Source organism: Arthrobacter sp. B0316-1-20, assembly GCF_059091865.1.
This window is the reverse complement of record NZ_JBNHHC010000020.1, coordinates 1-20,989: the sequence shown is the minus strand read 5'-3', so window position 1 is coordinate 20,989 and position 20,989 is coordinate 1. Positions and strand designations below refer to the sequence as shown.

The window sequence follows — 20,989 nt, the reverse complement described above, 5'->3', positions numbered from 1 at the left end:
CCGGCCTGCCAGTGCCAACCACCCCTTGATGCCCCGGAGGATCTGTGCCCGAGTCGAAGCGCCGCAAGAGGACCGAACGGCGTCCCGAGGAATTGACCGCCAAAGGCAATAAGCCCAACCCCGTGTGGTTCAAACCGGTCATGTTCGGCCTCATGATCATCGGCCTGCTGTGGATCATCGTTTTCTACATCACGCAGGGAGCGTGGCCGCTGCCGGCAGCAGGGTCCTGGAACATCATGATCGGGTTCGGCATCGCCATCGCGGGCTTCCTGATGACGACCAGGTGGCGCTCGTAGGCAGTCATGCTGGTTGATAACGGCATCTACGTCGACGGCGTCCGTGCCGCCACGCCCGAAACCCTGGAGCAGACGTTCAGCGAGCTGCACCGGTACTCGGGCATGGCGTGGATAGGGCTCTACCGGCCGAGCGAGCCGGAGCTGGCCGCCGTGGCAGCGGAGTTCGATCTTCACCACCTGGCCGTGGAGGACGCCTTGCGCGGCCATCAGCGGGCCAAGCTGGAACAGTACGGCCGCACGCTGTTCACCGTCCTCCGGCCCGCGCGCTACATCGACGAAACGGAGAAGGTGGAGTTCGGCGAACTGCACGTCTTCATGGGGCGGGACTTCCTGATCACCGTCAGGCACGCGGAGTCGCCGGATCTGGCCCACGTGCGGCAGCGTATGGAGTCCGTGCCCGACCTGCTGGCGACGGGACCGCAGGCGGCGCTCTACGCGGTCCTGGACCAGGTCGTCGACGAGTACGAACCCGTGGTGCTCGGCCTGGAGAACGACATCGACGAGATCGAAGACCAGCTCTTCGGCGGCGATCCCGACGTTTCCCGACGGATCTACGAGCTGCTGCGCGAAGTCATCGAGTTCCAGCGTGCCCTGCACCCGCTGGAGGGGATGATCGCCGTCCTCGAACGAGGCACCAAAAACCCTGACCTGGACCTTGAGGTGGCCCGCGGCCTGCGCGACGTCGAGGACCATGTCATCCGGCTGAACGAGCGCGTCGACGCCTTCCGTGCCGTCCTGCAGAACGCCCTGAGCCTCAGCTCCACCCTGCAGGCCCAGAAACTCACCGAAACCAGTGTTGCCCAGAACGAACAGGTCAAGCGCATCTCGTCATGGGCGGCCATACTCTTCGCCCCGACTTTGGTGGCCGCCGTCTACGGGATGAACTTCACGGTGATGCCGGAACTGGACTGGGCGTTCGGCTACCCGATGTCGCTGGTTCTGATGTTCCTGACGGCCCTCGGGCTTTACTGGTTCTTCAGGCGCAACCGATGGCTCTAAAGCCCGCCTGACCGGGCAGGTGCGCCGGAAGCCCGCTCCCGGGATACGGGGACGGGCCCCGGCAGGGCGGCTGCCAGGGTAGGCTCAGCCGGCGTCTGCGGCGGCCATCACGGCAGCGGTAACGGCCGGGGCCACCCGGGGGTCCAGCGGGCTGGGGATGATGTAATCGGCCGCGAGGTCTTCCCCAACGATTCCCGCGATTGCCTCGGCCGCGGCAACCTTCATGGCCGGGGTGATGCGGCGGGCACCCGCGTCCAGTGCGCCGCGGAAGATGCCCGGGAAAGCCAGGACGTTGTTGATCTGGTTGGGGAAATCGCTGCGGCCGGTGGCCACAACCTTCGCGAACTTCGCGGCGGTCTCCGGGTGTACTTCCGGATCCGGGTTGGACAGCGCGAAGATGATGGCGTCGTCGGACATCTTCTCCAGGGTCTCTTCCGGGATCGTGCCGGAGGAGACCCCGATCAGCACGTCTGCCCCGTCGAGCGCCTGCGCGCTGCCGCCGGTGACTCCGCGCGGGTTTGTGCGGGCAGCATAGGAGGCCTTGACCTCGGTCAAATCGCCGCGGTCGCCGTGGATGATGCCGCGCGAATCCAGCAGGATCACGTCGGCAACGCCGGCGGCCAGGAGGATTTCGGCGACGGCGATGCCCGCCGCACCCGCGCCCGAAATAACCACCTTGAGCGACGCCAGCTCGCGGTTGACCACCTGGGCGGCATTGGTCAGCGCCGCAAGGGCTACCACGGCGGTGCCGTGCTGGTCGTCGTGCATGACCGGCATGTCCAGGGCCTCAATGAGGCGGGCTTCGAGCTCGAAGCAGCGTGGCGCCGAAATGTCTTCAAGGTTGACGGCGCCGAAGCTCGACCGCAGCCGCACCAGGGTCTCAAAGATCTCGTCAACGTCGGTGGTCTCGAGTACCAGCGGGATGGAGTCCAGTCCGGCAAACTGCTTGAAGAGGGCAGCCTTCCCCTCCATCACCGGCAGTGACGCAGCCGCCCCGATGTTGCCCAACCCCAGCACCGCGGTGCCGTCGGAGACCACTGCCACCAGCCGGGAGGCCCACGTGTACTTCCCGGCCATTTCCGGGTCGGCGTTGATGGCGCGGCTGACTTGGGCCACACCCGGCGTGTAGGCGATGGAGAGATCGCGCTTGGTGTCCAACGGTGCGGTGAGGCCAATCTGCAGCTTGCCGCCCTCATGGGCGCTGAAGATCTCCTCGCGGGTGAGGTCGATTCGTGTGGAGTTGCCGGTTTCGGTAGTCACGTAGATTCCTTCTGTTGTTCCTTCCCTTCACGGGAGGGAGCTTGGATGGCCCGGCCTGCGACAGGCCGGCAGGAAGCAGATCCTCCGAGAGGCCGCAGCTGGCCGTTCACAAGGCATGGGGCGCGGCGCATTCGATCCGACTATCGCCTGGGTCCGGGACGGCCGCGTGGGCCCCGTGGCTGGTCGAGCGAGGGGACCGGATTTCAAGGCTACCTGAAGGCCGGTTTGCAGGGTCTGCATATGTCTTCGGCCGGACGAATGTTTCGCCTTTTCCACTGTAATGCTCGGCTAATTGCAGGCTGCAGGCTTAGTTGTCCACGTTTTCACAGTTGTAGACCGAACTTATCCACAGACGTGCATAACTTTGGGGATTACTTCCGTCCACCCCTTCTGTCACCTGCCATCACGTTATCCACAGCTGTGGAATTACATGTGTGTAACTTATCCTCACTGTGCATAACTCCTGTGGATAACATCCTTTCACCGCAGCGAGGGCCGCGGAGCTTTCCACAGCCAGCCCACAGGATGGGGAAAGCAGGTTGGGGAAAACGCGCAGCTGCACGGCACGCGCGCCGGAGGGAGTGAGAGGGGCTCGGGCACAGCGTGCGCCTACAGCCAGCCCCCGGGCGGGACTGCCCGGAGATTGCCGGTCCGGCAAACGGGACCACACAGGAAAGGCGGGCAGGAACCGCGTCCTCCAGGACACTTTTCCTGCCCGCCTTGGCGGAAGCCGGCCGGGGTTACGTCATCGCCTTCAGGGCAGTGACCGCCACCAGCACCAGGAGTATGGCAGCCAGCCCGGTGAACTGGACAACGCTTCGATTCTTTCCCTTCGGCGCGTAGGCCAGCACCACAGCGGACAAGGCACCAACCAGCAGTCCGCCCAAGTGCGCCTGCCAGGCAATGCCGGAGACCACGAATCCGAGCACCGCGTTGATGCCAATCAGCACCAACAGCGATCTGACCTCGCCGCCGCGTTGCCGCTGCACGATGAACAGTGCGCCGAAGAGGCCGAAAATGGCCCCTGAGGCGCCGACCACGGGAATGTTGGGAGCGGAGAGCAGGAGTACGCCGACCGAGCCGCCGAAGCCGGAAAGCAGGTACAGCCCAAGGAACCTCAGCCGCCCCAACAGGGGCTCCAGGTGCCGGCCCAGGATCCACAAGGCGTAGAGGTTGAAGGCAATGTGCAGGAGGAAATTCGGCGAATGCAGAAAAGCCGAGGTGATCATCCGCCACGGTTCCGGCGCGTAGAACGGATTTGGAAGGGTGTAGACCGGCGCGTACAGGAACCTTTCGGTGAAGCCGGGAACGACCCACTGCAGCAGATAGGCAACGGCGCAGATGCCGATCAGTGTCAGCGTGACCACGGGACGGCCGACCGCGGCCACCCCGCCATAGACGGTACGGACAGTCGGCATGCTGCGCGCCGCTTCGTTGACGCAGTCGACGCACTGGACGCCAACCGACGCCGTGCGCTGGCATTCCGGACAGGCCGGGCGTCCGCAACGCTGGCAGCGCACGTAGGAGACGCGGTCCGGATGCCGCGGGCAGACGGGGACATCGGTCTGCGGCGGTTCGGCCGGCATTCCGTAGGACATGGAGGCGCTCCTGCTGGGAAAAGGTCCCCGCCCGGGTTCCGGGCGGGGACATTAGGCAACTTAGAGCTGCTCGACCGTGATGTTCTTGATGACCACGTCTTCCAGCGGCTTGTCCCGCTGGTCGGTAGCCACCGCGTTGAGGGAATCGACGACGGCGCGCGAAGCTTCGTCCGTGACGTCGCCGAAGATCGTGTGCTTGCCCTGCAGCCAGGTGGTGGGAACGGTAGTGATGAAGAACTGCGAGCCGTTGGTGCCGCGGCCCCCCTGGATGCCGGCGTTGGCCATGGCCAGCTTGTAGGGCTCGTTAAAGTTCAGGTCGGGGTTGATTTCGTCGTCGAACTGGTAGCCCGGGCCGCCGATGCCCTGGCCCAGCGGATCGCCGCCCTGGAGCATGAAGTCCTTAATGATGCGGTGGAAGATGACGCCGTCGTAGAGCGGAGCGTTCGTCTCTTCGCCGGTCTGCGGGTGCTTCCAGGTGATCTCGCCGGTGGCCAGCCCGATGAAATTCTTCACGGTTTTCGGGGCGTGGTTGCCGAACAGGTTCACCACGATGTCGCCGTGGTTGGTGTGGATAGTGGCCTTAGCTGTAGCAATAGCAGTCATGGCACCATTCTTCCACGGCGATTCCCCTGGGTTCCCGCCGGCGGCCGGTTCCGCGATGAGTGAAAATCCCGCGCGTTTCATCGCCGGCATAGCCGTCTGCAAGTGCAGGAAGTAGGCTGATGAACGACCGTCACCATTTCCGGGAGGTAGTAGTGAAGAAGACCAAACGAATAGCTCACGACGCAGAAGGCAATGTTTTTGTCCTCGTGGGAACAGCCAAGGACTGGGCCTCTCCCAAGATGGCAGCCGCGCGGAACTGGGCCGTCCCGCGGATCGAAAAGAGCATTGAGACCGCTTCACCGCGCATCCAGGGGGGGCTGCAGAAGGCCGCCAAGGATCTTTCCCACTCCGTAGTAACTGTGACGCCGAGGATCCAGGAGGGATTGGACAGCCTGGCCCCGAAGATTTCCCACGTTGTGGATGAGGCTGCTCCGCGCATCCAGGAGACCTTGGACCGGGCGGCCCCCGCCATCACACATGCCCGGGACAAAGTAGTCGACGAGTACATCCCGACCGTCTCAGCACGGCTCGCCGCTACCGCAGACCAGGTCGCGAAGACGCTGGACAAGACCGCGCTGCCCGTTTCGGTGCAGGCCGCCGTCGTCAAGGCGGGCGGATCCAAGCGCGCCCTCAAGAAAGCCCAAAAGGCAGCCGCCGGGCATGCCAGGAAGGCTGCCAAGGAGCTGAAAAACCAGCAGAAGTCCGGGGGCGGCAAGGGTTGGCTGATCGTGGGCATCCTCGCGGCCGCGGCAACGGCGGGAGTGGCCGCATGGCGGGCTGCCCGGCCGGTCGAAGATCCGTGGAAGACGCCGGTCCAGCCGACGAGTGCGACTCCGGCACCGGGTCAGGTTTCCACCACCACCAGTCCGTCGAGCTCGAGCTCCGCCTCGACTTCCACAACTTCCACCTCGACAGGTACCGCCGGGGCTGCCGAAACCGCAACAGCCAAACACGCTGCAGCCCCGGCCACCTCGGATGCCGCAGCGGGTACCTCTGTCTCCGATAAGGGTTCCGAGGCCGCGGCAGCCACGGCCAAGACGACCGGCAACGGCCCCACCCGCTCCGCGCGGGCGGCCGGCCAGAAGGCTGCGGAAGCTGCCGACGCTGCCGCCGAGAAGGACACCAAGAAGTAGTTTCCTTCAGCACACGCCGTAATGGGAGCTCCCCGAAGGGGAGCTCCCATTGTTCTCTCCCGTCCCATCCCCTTCACGACCCGCTTCCCGGACTCCCGGCAAGCCTGCTGGTAGATTTCATGCCGTGAGAAGTGCTGCGCCCAGCGTGTCGATCGTCATCCCGGCCTTCAATGAAGAGTCGGTTATCCGCCAATGCGTCTACGCCGCGGTGTGCCAGTCCGTGGCACCCTGGGAAATCATCGTCGTGGACAACAAATCGACCGACGGGACAGCCGACCTGGTCCGGGCCATGCAGGCCGAATACCCCGATGTTCCCCTGATCCTGCTCGAGCAGGATGCGGAGCAAGGCCTGATCCCCACGCGCAACTTCGGCCTGGACCATGCCACCGGAGAAGTCCTGGGCAGGATCGACGCTGATTCCGTCCTGGAGCCCGACTGGGTTGAGCGCGTGCAAGCGGCTTTCGCCGACCCGGAAGTGATGGCGTGCACCGGTCCGGTGCTGTACTACGACATGCCGCTGCGGCGCTTCGGCCTCCAGGCCGACGACCGCCTGCGCCGCTTCGTCCTGAAACTGGCCAAGAAGCAGTACCACTTCCTCTTCGGATCCAACATGGCCATCCGCCGCGGAGCCTGGGACATTATCCGCAACGAGGTTTGCCGTGATGAGGCGGACGAGATGCACGAGGACATCGATATCTCCGTTCATCTGGCCGACCACGCGCTCAGGATCCAATACGTGCCGGAAATGATCAGCGGCATGTCGGCCCGGAGGCTGGAAGATTCGCCCAAGGACTACCGGTACTACGTCACGCGCTTCGAGCGCACCTACAACGTCCACAAGATCGACCGCCGCATGGCGCGGGTGCCGATGCTGATCTTCATGAGCGTCTACTATCCCGCAAAGCTGCTGCGCCGGGTCCACCAGGCCCGCACGCAGGTCCGCGTGACGCGCGGCGGGCTGTAGCCGTTAGTCCCTCCCGGGTCCGCTGGCTTCCGGCACCGGGTTGCGTCCCTGCACCTTCGACCTGTTCTGGGAAAGCACGACGGCGGCCAGGCCCGCCAGGATCAGTGCCAGGCCCGCGTAGGTGCCCCACGGAAGGGTCTCGCCGAGGAACAGGGCCGCCAGGGCGGCGGCTCCGGGGATTTCCAGCAGGATGATCATTGAAACCACCAGCGGACTCAGGACAGCCAGCAGGTGGTTCAGCACCGAGTGGCCCAGCAACTGGGCCACCACGGTCACGGCCAGGATCCCGGCCCAGGCTTGGGGCGGGAACCCGGCGAGCGGCTGTCCGAAAGCCAACGCCATAGCCAGCAGGATGAGTGCGCACAATCCGTAACAGATGGTGGTGTACGGTCCCGTGGACAGCCGGCGCCGTACCCGGCCGCCGGCCATCGTATACACCCCGGCCATGGCCCCGCCGACCAGGCCGAGCAGGTCGCCCAGCAGTGCCTCTCTGGAGAGCCGCAGGTCGAACCCGGAGATCACCAGTACGCCGGCGAACGCGAGCCCGACACCGCACAAGATCAGCCGGGACGCCTTGATGCCGCGCAGCCGGTTGAACAGGACGATCCAGGCCGACTGCAGGCAGACCAAAGCAGTCGCCGCCGCCACCGAGGTCAGCTGCAACGCGGTGATGAAACAGGCAAAGTGGAGCGCCAATGCGACGGCCGCCACCGCGCTGAAGCCGATGTCCGACGTCGTCAGCTTCCGGAACTCCTGGCGCCGGCCGATCGCCGCGGGTACTCCCATCACGACGGCGCCGATGATGTTCCGCCAGAATGCGATGGCCAGGGCGGGGGCGGCAGTGGCAGCCATGATGGGACCGGACGCGGAGATGCCGAGCACAGCCAGTGTGGCCAGGAAAATGATCACACCTTCAGCCTAGGGGTGAACCCTGCCAACCCCATCCCGCCGCGGCCGCGGGGGGCGAACGCAGCGGGGGAGCAGCAGTGGGGCGCGAACGCAGCGAGGCCCCGATCCGTAGATCGGGGCCTCGCGTTTCCGGTGGAGGCAAGGGGACTCGAACCCCTAACCCCCTGCTTGCAAAGCAGGTGCGCTACCAATTGCGCCATGCCCCCGGAGGGTCCGGCCGGTCGAACCGGCCGATGCTTTGAGTCACTCGACCTTGTCGGTCGCGCGGCTCCAAGCGGATTTCTCCGCTTCGGATTCCTGCCACTTCTTGTACACGAAGACACCCGCGGCCGCGGCTGCCATCAGCAGCAACTTCTTCACGGTGTCCTCCCGACATCGGTGGGATCAGTCATCCGTGGGCGTACCAGGACTTGAACCTGGGACCTCTTCGTTATCAGCGAAGCGCTCTAACCGCCTGAGCTATACGCCCCCTGCCCTTGCGGGCCGAGATACGACTTTACAGTACGCCGGGCCGGAACTTCAAATCCGCTCAGTCGTCCGTCAGCGTGACCCCGATGCCGCCGACCAGCGTCGCCGAGATGTTGTAAAGCACCGCGGACAGCATGGCCAGTGCGGTCAGCAGGACCACGTTCACGACGGCGATGATGGTGGCGAAGGACGCTACCTGTCCCAGCGAGGCGTAGGACCGCAGGTCGAATCCGCCGCCCTCGGTACCCGCGACTTCCGTCAGCAGCCCGTTGACCCGGTCAAAGATGCCCGTGATGTCCAGCGTCGTCCACAGGACGATGGAGGCCACCACGGTGACGATGCCGAGGGCGACGGAGAGCAGGAAGGCCATCTTCAGCACCGACCACGGGTCGACCTTGCTGACCAGCAGGCGGGCACGGCGGACCTTGGCCTTCGGAGCCGGGCGCACGAGTCCTGGACGGGCGGGCTGGCCGGCCGGGCGCTGGGCGCCGTTGGCCGGACGCTGTCCGCTGTTCGCCGGGCGCTGGGCCGGGCGTGCAGGCGTGCCGCCGCTGCGAGTGGTAGCCCGGGGCGCGTTGGCCGGCTGCGGGCGCGTGCCCGGCCGTGGCGTTTTAGGTGTACTCACTCGTTACCTCCGATTTCCGGCGCCGTCGTTTCGGCTGCGGACTGCGTCATGTCTGCGTCCAACGGTACTTCATCGGTTGCCTGCTGCGCAGATTCGGCGCCGGTTGTGCCACCGGTTTCGGGACCCTGGGGCGTGTCCGGCGTGTCGGTGTCTTCCTCGTCCGCGGCCAGGCCTCGTTCGGAGTTCCTGGCGACGGCGATGATGCGGTCCTTCTTGTCCGGCTTGGCGAAGATGACGCCCATGGTGTCGCGGCCCCTGACGGGGACACCGGCGACGGAGGAGCGGACCACCTTGCCGCTTTCCATCACCACCAGCACCTCGTCTTCCTCCTGCACAATGAGTGCGCCGACCAGGTGCCCGCGTTCTTCCTGGTACTTGCCCACCTTGATGCCCAGGCCGCCGCGCCCCTGGACCCGGTATTCGTCGGCCTTGGTCCGCTTGGCGTAACCGCCGGCGGTCACGATGAAGACGTAGGAGTCCTCGCGCAGCACGCCGGCGACCAGCAGTTCGTCGTCCTCACGGAACTTCATGCCGGTCACACCGGACGTGGCGCGTCCCATCGGCCGCAGTGCCTCGTCCGTCGCGGTGAAGCGCAGGGACTGGCCGCGCCGGGAGACCAGCATCATGTCGTCGGTCTCAGCGACCAGCCGCGCCGAAACGAGCTCGTCGCCGTCGCGCAGGTTGATCGCGATGACGCCGGCGGAACGGTTCGTGTCGTAGTCCTCCAGCCGGGTCTTCTTGATCAGGCCGCGTTTGGTGGCCAACACCAGGTAGGGGGCCTGCTGGTAGTCCTTCAGGTCCATGACCTGGGCAATGTGCTCGTCCGGCTGGAAGGCCAGCAGGTTCGCCACGTGCTGGCCCTTGGCGTCGCGGCCGCCTTCGGCCAGCTCGTACGTCTTGGCCCGGTACACCCGGCCCAGGTTGGTGAAGAACAGCAGCCAGTGGTGCGTCGTGGTGACGAAGAAGTGCTCGACCACGTCGTCGCCGCGGAGCTGGGCGCCGCGTACTCCCTTGCCGCCTCGCTGCTGGGACCGGTAGTTGTCGCTGCGGGTGCGCTTGACGTATCCGCCGCGGGTGATGGTCACCACCATCTCCTCTTCGGGGATGAGGTCTTCCATGCTCATGTCCCCGCCGTAGCCCATCATGATCTGGGTCCGGCGGTCGTCACCGTACTTGCCGGTGATCTCGGCGAGTTCCTCGCTGACGATGCTGCGCTGGGCTTCTTCGGACGCGAGGATGCGGTTGAACTCCTGGATCATCCGCTCAAGCTCGGCGTGGCGGTCCTGGATCTTCTGCCGTTCCAAGGCGGCCAGCCGGCGCAACTGCATGTTCAGGATGGCCGAGGCCTGGTCCGTGTCGATGTCCAGCAACTGCATCAGGCCGTCGCGGGCTTCTTCCGTGGTGGACGAGGCGCGGATCAGGGCGATGACTTCATCGAGCGCATCCAGGGCCTTGAGCAGGCCACGCAGGATATGCGCTTCTTCCTCGGCCTTGCGCAGCCTGAAGCGGGTGCGCCGGACGATGACTTCCAGCTGGTGGGTGACCCAGTGGCGGATAAAGGCGTCGAGGGTCAGGGTGCGGGGCACGCCGTCGACGATCGCGAGCATGTTGGCCGCGAAGTTCTCCTGCAGCGAGGTGTGCTTGTAGAGGTTGTTCAGCACCACCTTGGCCACGGCGTCGCGCTTGAGCACGATGACCAGGCGCTGTCCCGTGCGGCCGGAGGTCTCGTCGCGCAGGTCGGCGATGCCGGCCACCCTGCCTTCCTTGGCCAGCTCGGCGATCTTCATGGCCAGGTTGTCCGGGTTCGCCTGGTATGGAAGTTCCGTGACCACCAGGCAGGTCCGGCCCTGGATTTCCTCCACGTTGACCACGGCGCGCATGGTGATGGAGCCGCGGCCGGTGCGGTAGGCGTCCTCGATGCCCTTGTGGCCCAGAATCTGAGCGCCGGTGGGGAAGTCGGGCCCCTTGATCCGCTGGATCAGCGCTTCGAGGAGTTCTTCACGGCTGGCGGTGGGATTGTCCAGGTACCACTGGACCCCGTCGGCCACTTCGCGCAGGTTGTGCGGCGGGATGTTGGTGGCCATGCCGACGGCGATGCCAGAGGAACCGTTGACCAGCAGGTTCGGGAAGCGGGCCGGCAGGACGGTCGGTTCCTGGTTCTTGCCGTCGTAGTTGTCCTGGAAATCGACGGTGTCCTCGTCGATGTCGCGGACCATTTCCAGCGCCAGCGGCGCCATCTTGGTTTCCGTGTACCGGGGGGCGGCCGCGCCGTCGTTGCCGGGCGAGCCGAAGTTGCCCTGCCCCAGCGCCAGCGGGTAGCGCATGGTCCAGTCCTGGATCAGGCGGACCAGGGCATCGTAGATGGCCATGTCGCCGTGCGGGTGGTACTGGCCCATGACCTCGCCCACCACGCGGGCGCACTTGTTGAAGGATCGCTCGGGGCGGTAACCGCCGTCGAACATCGCGTACAGCACCCGCCGGTGCACCGGCTTGAGGCCGTCGCGGACGTCCGGCAGGGCGCGCCCGACGATGACCGCCATGGCATAGTCCAGGTAGGACCGCTGCATTTCGGTCTGGAGGTCGACCTGCTCCACCCGGTCGGTCAGGATTTCGCCCTCGATCGGCTCATCGCCGGTGCCTGCGGGCAGGTCGGGCGTCTCTTCGTCGCTCATCGTTTAAGTTTCCTTTGCGTCAAAACCTTGGTGCGGCCCGGTCAGCGGCCGGCGGCCGGCCGGCTGCGGCGGGGCTAAATGTCGAGGAAGCGGACATCCTTGGCGTTCTGCTGGATGAAGGTGCGCCGGGATTCGACGTCTTCGCCCATCAGGATCGAGAAGGTCTGGTCCGCGGCGGCGGCATCCTCCATCGTCACCTGCAGCAGTGTCCGGTGGTCGGGGTCCATGGTGGTGTCCCACAGCTCCGTGTAGTCCATTTCACCGAGGCCCTTGTACCGCTGGATGCCGTTTTCCTTGGGCAGCCGCTGGTTGTTCGCCAGGCCGCGGCGGACGGTCTCGTCCCGCTCACGGTCGCTGAAGACATAATCGTGGGGGTGGTTGGACCATTTGATCCGGTAGAGCGGCGGCTGCGCCAGGTAGACGTAACCGTTCTCGATCAGCGGGCGCATGTAGCGGAACAGCAGGGTCAGGAGCAGCGTGGTGATGTGCTGGCCGTCCACATCGGCGTCGGCCATCAGCACGATCTTGTGGTACCGGGCCTTCTCCACGTCGAAGTCCTCGCCGATGCCGGCGCCGAACGCGGTGATCATGGCCTGGACCTCGGCGTTACCCAGCGCGCGGTCCAGCCGGGCCCGCTCCACGTTCAGGATCTTGCCCCGCAGCGGCAGGATGGCCTGGGTCTCCGGGTTCCGGCCGCGGACGGCCGAACCGCCCGCGGAGTCGCCCTCCACGATGTAGATTTCCGACTTGGATGGGTCGCGGGACGAGCAGTCCTTGAGCTTGCCCGGCATGCCGCCGGATTCGAGCAACCCCTTGCGCCGGGTGGATTCGCGCGCTTTCCGGGCGGCCAGCCGGGCCTGCGAGGCTTGGATCGACTTGCGGATCACGTCGCGGGCGGGTCCGGGATTGCGCTCCAGCCAGTCACCGAGTTCGTCCGTGACCACACGCTGCACAAAGCCCTTGGCCTCGGAGTTGCCCAGCTTGGTCTTGGTCTGGCCCTCGAACTGGGGCTCGCCCAGCTTCATGGAGATGACGGCAGTGAGGCCCTCGCGGATGTCGTCGCCGGTGAGGTTTTCTTCCTTCTCCTTGATCAGGTTTTTCTCGCGCGCGTAGCGGTTGATCAACGAGGTCATCGCGGCGCGGAAGCCTTCTTCGTGCGTGCCGCCTTCGTGCGTGTTGATGGTGTTCGCGTAGGTGTGGACGCTCTCCGAGTAGGAGGTGGTCCACTGCATCGCGACTTCCACCGAGAGCTTGCGCTCCGTGTCCTCGGTCTCGAACGCGATGACCTCGGGGTGGATGACCTCCACCTTCTTGGAGGAGTTCAGGTGCGTGACGTAGTCCAGCAGGCCGTTGTCGTACTTGTAGACCACCTGGCGGTGTTCCGCGGTGGTCTCGACCTCGGTGCCGGGCGTCGTGTCCAGGTCCACGTCCTCGGCGTCCGGTGCGTGGACTTCCGGACGGCGCTCATCGGTCAGGACAATTTTGAGGCCCTTGTTCAAAAAGGCCATCTGCTGGAAGCGGGCGCGCAGCGTCTCGAAGTCGAATTCCGTGGATTCGAAAATCTCGGGGTCCGCCCAGAAGGTCTGCGAGGTCCCGGTCTCGGTGGTCTCCTCGCCGCGGCGCAGGTCGCCCACCGGGAGGCCGCCGTTGGCGAACGACTGGTGCCACACGTAGCCCTGCCGGCGGATCTCGGTCTCCACCCGCGCGGACAGCGCGTTGACCACCGAGATGCCTACGCCGTGCAGGCCGCCGGAGACCGCGTAACCGCCGCCGCCGAACTTGCCGCCTGCGTGCAGGATGGTCATCACGACCTGTACGGTCGGTTTGCCCTCGGTTGGGTGCATGTCCACGGGAATGCCGCGGCCGTTGTCCACCACCCGGACGCCGCCGTCGGCCAGCAGCGTGACGTTGATGGTGTCGCAGTAGCCGGCCAGCGCTTCGTCGACGGAGTTGTCCACCACCTCGTACACGAGGTGGTGCAGCCCGCGCGGACCGGTAGAACCGATGTACATGCCCGGGCGCTTGCGGACGGCTTCCAGGCCTTCAAGGACGGTGATGTCGCTGGCGTCGTAGTGCTTGCCGTCGTTGCCCTCTGTCATTTGGGGTTCTGCGCCGGTGTTTTCCAGCTCATTGTCCTCTGCCACAGTTGCCGTTGACTCCTTGTGTTCCGTCCGGGGGACTCGTGTGTCGGCGCCCTTCCGGATAGAGGACGGGCGCCGCCTAGTCAATTCTACCGTGTCAGGGCGGTGAATCCTGCACGAACATGGCTCTATGCGGCACGGAAACCGGGTTTTGACGCCGCCGCCGGGTGCCCGATGGGACCGTGTATGTCCGCGGACGTCTCCAGCGTCCTACACGCCGTCTAAGCGAGCCGGTGCCGGCTGCTTCCGGCCGGCCTCCCGCGAGGGGCGAAATCAGCCGTAGGTGTCCCGCGGTCCGCGGCCGCTCACGGACCTCTTGCCCTTGCGCCAATTGGGCGCTGCCGGCGCCAGCACCTGGATTTTAGTGACGACGCCGGGGCCCAGCTTTTCGTCGAACCGCTTCAGCAGGGCGCTGCTGAGCAATCGCAGCTGCGTGGCCCAAGCCGTTGAGTCGCAGCGGACCTGCACCGTGGTTTCCTCGAAGCTTTCCGGCCGGCAGTGGGCGGCGATGTCCGCGCCGACCAATTCATCCCATCGCGAAATGACCGAGCCGACGGCCACCGGGGAGTTCCAGCCGCGTTCCGCGACGAACCGGTCGAACACGCGCCCCAAGCCCTGGGGGTCGCGGCCGAAATCCTGCGGGCCGGCGGACGGCCGCGCCCCCCGGGATGCGCGGCGGCGGCTGTTGGCCCTCGTGCGCACGTCGCCGCGGGCCGCCGCTGCAAGGCGCACCCGGTTCAGGACGGCTTTCGCGGCGTCCAGATCTTCGACAGCTCCTTCGTCACGGGACGGCTCCGCTCCCGCCGGTCCCGCGGGCGGGGGAGGCGCCGCCGGATCGGGCAGGACCGGCCGCCGTGCCGCCGGCTTTGCCGGCTCCTGCGGCCGGTCCCGGTCAGGCGGTTTCCTGGCCATTGGCCACGCCTCCCGGCACTACCATGAACTGTTCCCCCGCCAACGCGTCGGGGATGTCTTCGGCCACCGCGGCAGTAACGATCACCTGCTCCGCGCCGGCCACGATGCCCGCGAGCCTTGACCGGCGCTGGTTGTCCAGCTCGGCGAAGACATCGTCCAGGATCAGGACGGGAGTCGCGCCGGGCGCAGCGTCGTCGTCGCAGAAGACGTAGTACGAGGCCAGCCGGAGGGCCAACGCCAGGGACCAGGTTTCGCCGTGGGAGGCGTAGCCCTTGGCAGGTGCCTGTCCCAGCAGCAGTTCCAACTCATCGCGATGCGGCCCCACCAGCGAGATGCCCCGCTCCGTCTCCCGCTTGCGCTGCTGTTTAAAGGCGGCAAGGTAGAGTTCCGCCAGTTCGGCCGTTCCCAGGCTTGCCAGTGGCGGAAGGCCCGCCCCGCCGTCGTTCTCCACCTCGCCGTCATCCGACAGCTGGCTGTGGATGGTGGAGCGGTAGACGGCGGCCGCACGTTTGGAGCCATCGGTGAGGGCGGCGTACGCCGCGTCCAGGTGCGGCTGCAGCAGGTCCACCAGTTCCAGCCGGGCCTTCAGCAGGGCGGCCCCTGCCTGTGCCATGTGCTGGTCCCACACCTCCAAGGTAGCTTCATGGGCGGCGGTGAACCGTCCGCTGGCGCGCGCCGATTTGAGCAGGGCATTGCGCTGTTTGAGGACGCGTTCAAAATCGCTGCGGGTGGCCGCATGGTGCGGGACCAGGCTGGCCAGCAGCTCATCGAGGAAGCGGCGCCGGTTGGACGGGTCGCCTTTGACCAGCGCTAGGTCTTCGGGGGCGAAGAGCACCGTGCGCAGGTGCCCGAGGATTTCCCGCGCGCGCACGGGGTTGGCGCGGTTGATCCGGGCCCGGTTGGCCTTGCCCGGGGTGATTTCCAGTTCCAGCGAGGTGCTGCGCCCGCCCCGGTCCACCCGTGCCCGCACCAGCGAACGCGGTTGGTCGAACCGGATGAGGGGTGCATCATTGCTGACCCGGTGCGACGAGAGCGACGCGAGGTAGCCGATGGCCTCGACAATGTTGGTCTTGCCGACCCCGTTGGCTCCGACAAACACCGTGATGCCGGGCTTCAGGGCGATGTCGAGCTGCGGGTAGGTGCGGAAATCGGTCAGGGACAGGTATTCAACAAACAATGCGTTATAGCTACTTCGACTCGTTGCGGCGGCCGGCCTGGTCTTGTCCAGGCTTTCTGACTGCGTGGCCGCCAAACTGGTTACGGAGGGCGGCCACCATCTTCATGGCGGGCGCGTCGTCTTGGCGCGACGCGAACCGTGCGAACAGCGCGGCGGTGATGGCCGGGGCCGGGACACCGTGTCCGATCGCTTCCTCGACAGTCCACCGGCCTTCACCGGAATCCTCGACATAACCGCTGACCTGGCTCAATCCCGGGTCCTCGTCGAGGGCCTTCACCATCAGGTCCAGCAGCCAGGAGCGGACCACCGTCCCCTTTTGCCAGGCCCGGAAAGTCCCCGGAACATCCTTGATGATGTCCTTGGCTTCCAGCAGTTCGTACCCTTCGGCGTACGCCTGCATCAGCCCGTATTCGATCCCGTTGTGCACCATCTTGGCGTAGTGGCCGGCGCCGACGTCGCCCACGTGGGCGAAGCTTTCCTCCCGGGGGCCCTCCGGCCGCAACGCGTCGAAGACCGGCATCGCTGCCTGGATAAGGTCGGCGCTTCCGCCGGCCATCAGGCCATAACCGTTTGCCAGGCCCCAAACGCCGCCGGACACGCCGACATCAATGAAACCTATCCCGCCTTCGGACAGGAGGGCTTCGTGCTTTTGGTCTTCGGTGAACTTCGAGTTGCCGCCGTCGATCACCACGTCTCCGGCGGAGAGCTTGCCGGCCAGCTCTGTGATGACCGTGTCGGTGACCTCGCCGGCGGGCACCATGACCCAGACGGTGCGCGGAACCGGCAAGGCCCGGATCATTTCGTCAACGGTCCCGGTGTCACTGACCTCCGGGTTCCGGTCATAGCCGGTTACCTCGATGCCGCCGTCCCGAAGACGCTGCCGCATGTTGAAACCCATCCGGCCCAAGCCGATCAGTCCGATGTGCATCCGAGTCACTCTTTCCTCTCGTCCATGGGTCGGCGGGTATTACTGGTTGGGCAACCTCACCGGCATGAGCAGGTACCGGTAGTCTTCCTTGTCGTCGCCCTCAAGGTCGTCCTGGGCGGATATGACCGCAGGCTTCGGCGGCGTGGTAAAGGAAAACCGGACGTACTTGCTGTCAAAGGCGCTCAAGCCTTCGGACAGGTAGTGCGGGTTGAAGGCGACGGTGATTTCTTCCCCGGAGAGCGACGCTTCGATCGCCTCCGACGCTTGGGCGTCTTCGCCGGTTCCCGCGTCCAAGGTCAGGAGGCCGTCGGTGAAGGCCAACCGGACCGGGGTGTTGCGCTCGGCCACGAGCGACACGCGGCGGACGGCTTCGATCAGTGTGGTCGTTTCGACTGTCGCATGGATCGGGGTGTTGTCCGGGAACAGTGAGCGGATCTTGGGATAGTCACCGTCCACCAGGAGCGACGTCGTGCGGCGTCCGCCGCTTTCGAAACCGATCAGTTCGCTATTGTCCGAAAGCGCGATGTTCAGGTCGCCGGAACCACCCAACGTCTTGGCTACTTCGCTCAAAGTCTTGGCTTTGACCAGCGCGCTCGTGGAAATGCCCGGTGTGGCCGGACGCCAGGACAGCTCCCGGAGGGCCAGGCGGTAGCGGTCGGTGGAGAGCAGAGTAATCAGGTCGTCTTCGATTTCCATCCGGACGCCGGTCAGGATGGGCAGGGTGTCATCGCGGCTGGCCGCAATGATGACCTGGCTGACAGCCTGGGCGAATGCTTCGCCGTCCACGACCCCGCTGACTTCCGGCAGCGCAGGGAGTTCCGGATAATCGCCCTCGGGCATGGTGGCGAGGTTGAACCGGCTGTTGCGGCAGGTGAGGGCAACCTTCGAACCGTCGGTTTCAATGTCGACAGGCGCCGACGGCAAGCTTCGGCAGATGTCTGCCAAGAGGCGTCCGGAGACCAGGATGGTGCCTTCTTCAGTGACGTCCGCCGGGATCTGGAGACGGGCGGAAATCTCGTAGTCGAAGCTGGCAAGGCTCACCATGCCGCCTTCGGCCCGGATGAGCAGGCCCGACAGAACGGGGACAGGCGGGCGTGGTGACAGGGAACGGGCTGTCCATGTCACGGCTTCCGCCAGAACATCCCGATCAACTCTGAACTTCACTGAAGTAAGCCACCTTTCACAACGAACATGCCGGGGAAGACCGCCTGCGTCTGGCCGGGGTGCAGCGAATGGGACTGCGAACACCAGGTTGAAGCAGATGGCAACGATTCTCTGTGCAAGCTTAGCCGCAGCAACCGTCATTGCGCACCGAGAGTGCGCAGAGGTCCTGTTCGGCCGATTCGGCACGATGCGTGGGAGCCGGAACAGGGTCAAATGTTATTTGGAAGAACATCAATAAATGGGATTCGTAGTGTTAATAACTGCTGTGGATACTGTGGAAAACCTCGGTACGGCCTGCGCCTGAGCCGAAGTTGGGTGTTCACAAGATGTGCAGGGCAGTCGTCGCAAGCACTGGGAGCCTGTGGATGCAGATCCTTGTAATTTCGGGCGTCCACAGGGGGCAGGGCACTTTTCCTCTTAAGGACTCCGGTTGTCCACTTAAGAATCCACAACCTTATCCACACCTGTTAATTTCACCGGTGTAGTTCCGGGCAGGGGCCGCCGCCGGCGCTGCAGCCGCCGGGGAAGCTAGCTTTCGCGCTGTTGCTGCTTAATGCGGTTGGTCAGTTCCGTGACCTGGTTGTAGATGGCTCGACGCTCGGCCATCAACTCACGGATCTTCCGGTCGGCGTGGATGACGGTCGTGTGGTCGCGGCCGCCGAGTTCCTGGCCGATCTTCGGCAAGGACATGTCGGTCAGTTCACGGCACAAGTACATGGCAATCTGGCGCGCAGTTACCAGCGTCCTGGTCCTGGACTTGCTGGTCAGCTCCTCCATGCTGAGCTTGAAGTACGCGGCGGTCTGGCCAAGGATCGTGGCCGATGTGATCTCCTGTGCCCCTTCGTCGGTGATCAGGTCTTTCAGGACTATCTCGGCGAGACCCATGTCCACTGCCTGCTGGTTCAGGCTGGCGAACGCGGTGACGCGGATGAGCGCGCCCTCGAGCTCACGGATGTTGGTGGAGATCTTCGAGGCGATGTACTCAAGGACCTCGTCGGGGACGGACAGCCCCTCGCTGATGGCCTTCTTGCGCAGAATCGCAATACGGGTCTCCAGCTCCGGCGGCTGGATATCGGTCAGCAGTCCCCACTCGAACCGGGACCGCATGCGCTCCTCGAAGCCGGAGAGCTGTTTCGGCGGCAGGTCGGAAGTGATGACCACTTGCTTGCTGTGGTTGTGGAGGGCGTTGAAGGTATGGAAGAACTCCTCCTGCGTCGCGTCCTTGTTGGCCAGGAACTGGATGTCGTCGATCAGCAGGATGTCGACGTTGCGGTACAGCTGCTTGAAGCTGGCGCCCTCATCGTCGCGGATGGAGTTGATGAAATCGTTCGTGAACTCTTCCGAATTCACGTACCGGACGCGGATGCTGTTGTAGAGATGGCGCGCATAGTGCCCGATGGCGTGCAGCAGGTGGGTTTTTCCCAGGCCCGAGTCGCCATAGATGAATAGCGGGTTGTACGCCTTGGCCGGCGCTTCGGCCACCGCGACGGCCGCCGCGTGGGCAAAGCGGTTGGATGAACCGATGACGAAGGTGTCAAAAATGTATTTCGGGTTGAGCCTGCCCAGTTCAGGGGAAGCGGCTTGCGCCGCCGGCTGGGGAAGTGACTCGCTGCGCACGACCGCCGGGGCCGGGCGGGGCTCCTGTTCAGGTTCCGGTTCCGCCTGCGGAGCCATATCCGTGTCGACGCTGAAAGCGCAGAGGATGTCGTCCTTGAAGACTTCGAACAGGGCGTCGTGCAGAGGGTCTTTGAGCTGTTGCGACTGGAAGACTTCGCGTGTCAGTTCGTTGGGCACGGCCACCAGCAGGGTTGTGCCGATGAGGCCCTTGGCCTGCGCCAACACGATGAAGCCGCGCTGCCGGGGGGAGACACGATCGTCCTGTTCCAGCGTCCGGACCACTTTGCGCCAGGAACTTCCGACGTCATTTATCTGGTCCGTGTCCACGTAGTACCCCTCAGAAATGCTCAGCATGCTTCGGCATTTGCCGACAGCCAGCCCGAAATCCACAGACTTATTCACAGACGGTGGATAAGGGGCTCCTGCCAAGAGTAGAGCATGAATCTGCTGGACGACAGTTGGGATGCAGGCCCCTGTGGACGTCGCTTTCGAGAGGCGCTCCGGCCGCTCAAAGCGGCTTTGGCGTGGAGTTGTCCACAGGGGTTATCCACGGAAACGCCCGGGTGCGGAGAAGGCCGGTTTGACGGTACTCGCCGGCATCGCCTAACGTTGACTAGTCCTTCATGTCTACTTTGTTGTCCTTGTGCGTCCAACGCCCTGGCAATGGAATAGACCCCATATAGAGCGCCGACCTGTTCTTCCCCCTTGTTGCAATGGGTCCAACCGCATCTGTCGATCGTCTTGGAGTAACCACCGTGAGCAAGCGGACTTTTCAGCCGAATAACCGCCGTCGTGCCAAGAAGCACGGCTTCCGCCTTCGCATGCGCACTCGCGCCGGCCGCGCCATTCTGGCCGCACGCCGCAGCAAGGGCCGCACCGAACTGTCGGCCTAAATAGCCAGTTTGTCGACTCGGCTGTGAGGTTCAGTTCCCGCAGCGGCGTGTTTCGGCGGGCTGGGTAGCACATGCTTCCCAGCCAGCACCGGATGCGCACCTCGGCGGACTTCTCAACAACTGTACGTTCCGGCGCCCGCTCAGGGCGCCGGAACTTAGTGTTATATGCGGCGGCAGCAGACCCGGCCCGACCGGCATCTTTCGGCTTTATCGTCTCGAAGGCCGTCGGGAACGCCGTCATGCGCAACCGCGTTAAAAGGAGACTGCGGGAACTGGCAGCAGCCGGCTTAAGGGAGAATGGGTATTCCCGAGGGATCACCGTGGTTGTGCGGGCCCTTCCGGCAGCTGCCGACGCAGACTTCAACGCTTTGGAACTGGATTACCGGAAGGCTCTCAAGGCCGCCCTCGGCAAGTTGACCTTAACGCGCACCGCAACGACGGAAGCTGCGCACGGAGAGAAGGGGAGAGCCGAATGAGTGCCCGTGCCGTACCGGTTCCCGCCCATGCCGCCGTGCCCAGGAGGACCACGAGTCCCCTGCAGTATGCGCTGATCGGCGTGCTGCGCGTGTACCGCAAACTCGTTTCGCCCCTGTACGGCCAGGTTTGCCGTTTCTTCCCGTCCTGTTCCGC

At 65.0% G+C, this 20,989-nt stretch carries 20 protein-coding genes and 2 tRNA genes; 7 read left to right on the top strand and 15 right to left on the bottom strand.

The window, feature by feature from the left end:
• Positions 1–44: 44 nt before the first annotated feature.
• Together AC5RW2_RS26580 and AC5RW2_RS26575 are read left to right on the top strand one after the other, a co-directional pair.
• Positions 45–296 (top strand): cell division protein CrgA, encoded by a 252-nt coding sequence (locus AC5RW2_RS26580; protein WP_494001213.1) that lies wholly within the window; start codon positions 45–47, stop codon positions 294–296.
• 6 nt (positions 297–302) lie between these two features.
• Positions 303–1,295, top strand: coding sequence for a magnesium and cobalt transport protein CorA (locus AC5RW2_RS26575; protein ID WP_494001212.1), 993 nt, complete (start codon positions 303–305; stop codon positions 1,293–1,295).
• Between the two features lie 84 nt (positions 1,296–1,379).
• Here the strand turns inward: AC5RW2_RS26575 and AC5RW2_RS26570 are convergent, their stop codons facing one another.
• The 3 genes from AC5RW2_RS26570 to AC5RW2_RS26560 all read right to left on the bottom strand — a co-directional run bounded on the left by AC5RW2_RS26570 (position 1,380) and on the right by AC5RW2_RS26560 (position 4,756).
• Positions 1,380–2,555, bottom strand: coding sequence for an NAD(P)-dependent malic enzyme (locus AC5RW2_RS26570; protein ID WP_494074743.1), 1,176 nt, complete (start codon positions 2,553–2,555; stop codon positions 1,380–1,382).
• A gap of 740 nt (positions 2,556–3,295) precedes the next feature.
• Positions 3,296–4,153: a rhomboid family intramembrane serine protease gene (locus AC5RW2_RS26565; RefSeq protein WP_494013427.1), complete on the bottom strand. Its 858-nt coding sequence runs from the start codon at positions 4,151–4,153 to the stop codon at positions 3,296–3,298.
• Between the two features lie 60 nt (positions 4,154–4,213).
• Positions 4,214–4,756 carry a peptidylprolyl isomerase gene (locus tag AC5RW2_RS26560; protein ID WP_494001209.1) on the bottom strand — a complete coding sequence of 181 codons (543 nt, stop codon included), beginning with the start codon at positions 4,754–4,756 and terminating at the stop codon, positions 4,214–4,216.
• A 119-nt stretch (positions 4,757–4,875) separates the two neighbouring features.
• Between AC5RW2_RS26560 and AC5RW2_RS26555 the strand changes: the two genes are divergently transcribed.
• Together AC5RW2_RS26555 and AC5RW2_RS26550 are read left to right on the top strand one after the other, a co-directional pair.
• Positions 4,876–5,889 carry a hypothetical protein gene (locus AC5RW2_RS26555; protein ID WP_494013429.1) on the top strand — a complete coding sequence of 338 codons (1,014 nt, stop codon included), beginning with the start codon at positions 4,876–4,878 and terminating at the stop codon, positions 5,887–5,889.
• Positions 5,890–6,013: 124 nt separating this feature from the next.
• Positions 6,014–6,853, top strand: coding sequence for a glycosyltransferase family 2 protein (locus AC5RW2_RS26550; protein ID WP_494001207.1), 840 nt, complete (start codon positions 6,014–6,016; stop codon positions 6,851–6,853).
• Positions 6,854–6,856: 3 nt separating this feature from the next.
• Here AC5RW2_RS26550 and AC5RW2_RS26545 read toward each other — a convergent pair whose 3' ends face one another.
• From AC5RW2_RS26545 to dnaA, 12 genes are all read right to left on the bottom strand, one after another.
• A complete protein-coding gene (locus AC5RW2_RS26545) occupies positions 6,857–7,762 on the bottom strand; it encodes a DMT family transporter (protein ID WP_494074742.1) in 906 nt (301 codons plus the stop codon).
• A gap of 133 nt (positions 7,763–7,895) precedes the next feature.
• Positions 7,896–7,968: transfer RNA gene (locus tag AC5RW2_RS26540), tRNA-Ala, on the bottom strand.
• A gap of 37 nt (positions 7,969–8,005) precedes the next feature.
• On the bottom strand, positions 8,006–8,122 hold the full coding sequence (locus tag AC5RW2_RS26535; RefSeq protein WP_493978246.1) for a DLW-39 family protein: 117 nt from the start codon (positions 8,120–8,122) through the stop codon (positions 8,006–8,008).
• A 35-nt stretch (positions 8,123–8,157) separates the two neighbouring features.
• Positions 8,158–8,231: transfer RNA gene (locus tag AC5RW2_RS26530), tRNA-Ile, on the bottom strand.
• A 60-nt stretch (positions 8,232–8,291) separates the two neighbouring features.
• Positions 8,292–8,855: a DUF3566 domain-containing protein gene (locus AC5RW2_RS26525; RefSeq protein ID WP_493978245.1), complete on the bottom strand. Its 564-nt coding sequence runs from the start codon at positions 8,853–8,855 to the stop codon at positions 8,292–8,294.
• Positions 8,852–11,527 (bottom strand): DNA gyrase subunit A, encoded by a 2,676-nt coding sequence (gene gyrA, locus AC5RW2_RS26520; RefSeq protein ID WP_494074741.1) that lies wholly within the window; start codon positions 11,525–11,527, stop codon positions 8,852–8,854. The genes AC5RW2_RS26525 and gyrA overlap by 4 nt, the downstream gene beginning before the upstream one ends.
• 74 nt (positions 11,528–11,601) lie before the next feature.
• Positions 11,602–13,626 (bottom strand): DNA topoisomerase (ATP-hydrolyzing) subunit B, encoded by a 2,025-nt coding sequence (gyrB, locus tag AC5RW2_RS26515; protein ID WP_494013768.1) that lies wholly within the window; start codon positions 13,624–13,626, stop codon positions 11,602–11,604.
• A 315-nt stretch (positions 13,627–13,941) separates the two neighbouring features.
• Positions 13,942–14,580 carry a DciA family protein gene (locus AC5RW2_RS26510; protein WP_494074740.1) on the bottom strand — a complete coding sequence of 213 codons (639 nt, stop codon included), beginning with the start codon at positions 14,578–14,580 and terminating at the stop codon, positions 13,942–13,944.
• Complete coding sequence (recF, locus tag AC5RW2_RS26505; RefSeq protein ID WP_494074739.1) at positions 14,561–15,757, bottom strand: DNA replication/repair protein RecF; 1,197 nt, start codon at positions 15,755–15,757, stop codon at positions 14,561–14,563. Before recF ends, AC5RW2_RS26510 begins: the two co-directional genes overlap by 20 nt.
• Positions 15,758–15,767: 10 nt before the next feature.
• Positions 15,768–16,694 carry a phosphogluconate dehydrogenase (NAD(+)-dependent, decarboxylating) gene (gene gnd / locus AC5RW2_RS26500; protein WP_494074738.1) on the bottom strand — a complete coding sequence of 309 codons (927 nt, stop codon included), beginning with the start codon at positions 16,692–16,694 and terminating at the stop codon, positions 15,768–15,770.
• A gap of 30 nt (positions 16,695–16,724) precedes the next feature.
• Positions 16,725–17,849 carry a DNA polymerase III subunit beta gene (gene dnaN, locus AC5RW2_RS26495; protein WP_494024293.1) on the bottom strand — a complete coding sequence of 375 codons (1,125 nt, stop codon included), beginning with the start codon at positions 17,847–17,849 and terminating at the stop codon, positions 16,725–16,727.
• Positions 17,850–18,377: 528 nt separating this feature from the next.
• Complete coding sequence (gene dnaA, locus AC5RW2_RS26490) at positions 18,378–19,820, bottom strand: chromosomal replication initiator protein DnaA (protein WP_494001200.1); 1,443 nt, start codon at positions 19,818–19,820, stop codon at positions 18,378–18,380.
• Positions 19,821–20,221: 401 nt separating this feature from the next.
• On the opposite strand from dnaA, the gene rpmH reads away from it, so the two are divergent.
• The 3 genes from rpmH to yidD all read left to right on the top strand — a co-directional run.
• Positions 20,222–20,359 carry a 50S ribosomal protein L34 gene (gene rpmH, locus AC5RW2_RS26485; protein WP_127513203.1) on the top strand — a complete coding sequence of 46 codons (138 nt, stop codon included), beginning with the start codon at positions 20,222–20,224 and terminating at the stop codon, positions 20,357–20,359.
• A 71-nt stretch (positions 20,360–20,430) separates the two neighbouring features.
• Positions 20,431–20,835: a ribonuclease P protein component gene (gene rnpA / locus AC5RW2_RS26480; protein ID WP_494001199.1), complete on the top strand. Its 405-nt coding sequence runs from the start codon at positions 20,431–20,433 to the stop codon at positions 20,833–20,835.
• Positions 20,832–20,989 (top strand): membrane protein insertion efficiency factor YidD (yidD, locus tag AC5RW2_RS26475; protein ID WP_494074780.1); only part of this gene is annotated, 158 nt, incomplete at its 3' end. The genes rnpA and yidD, both read left to right, overlap by 4 nt.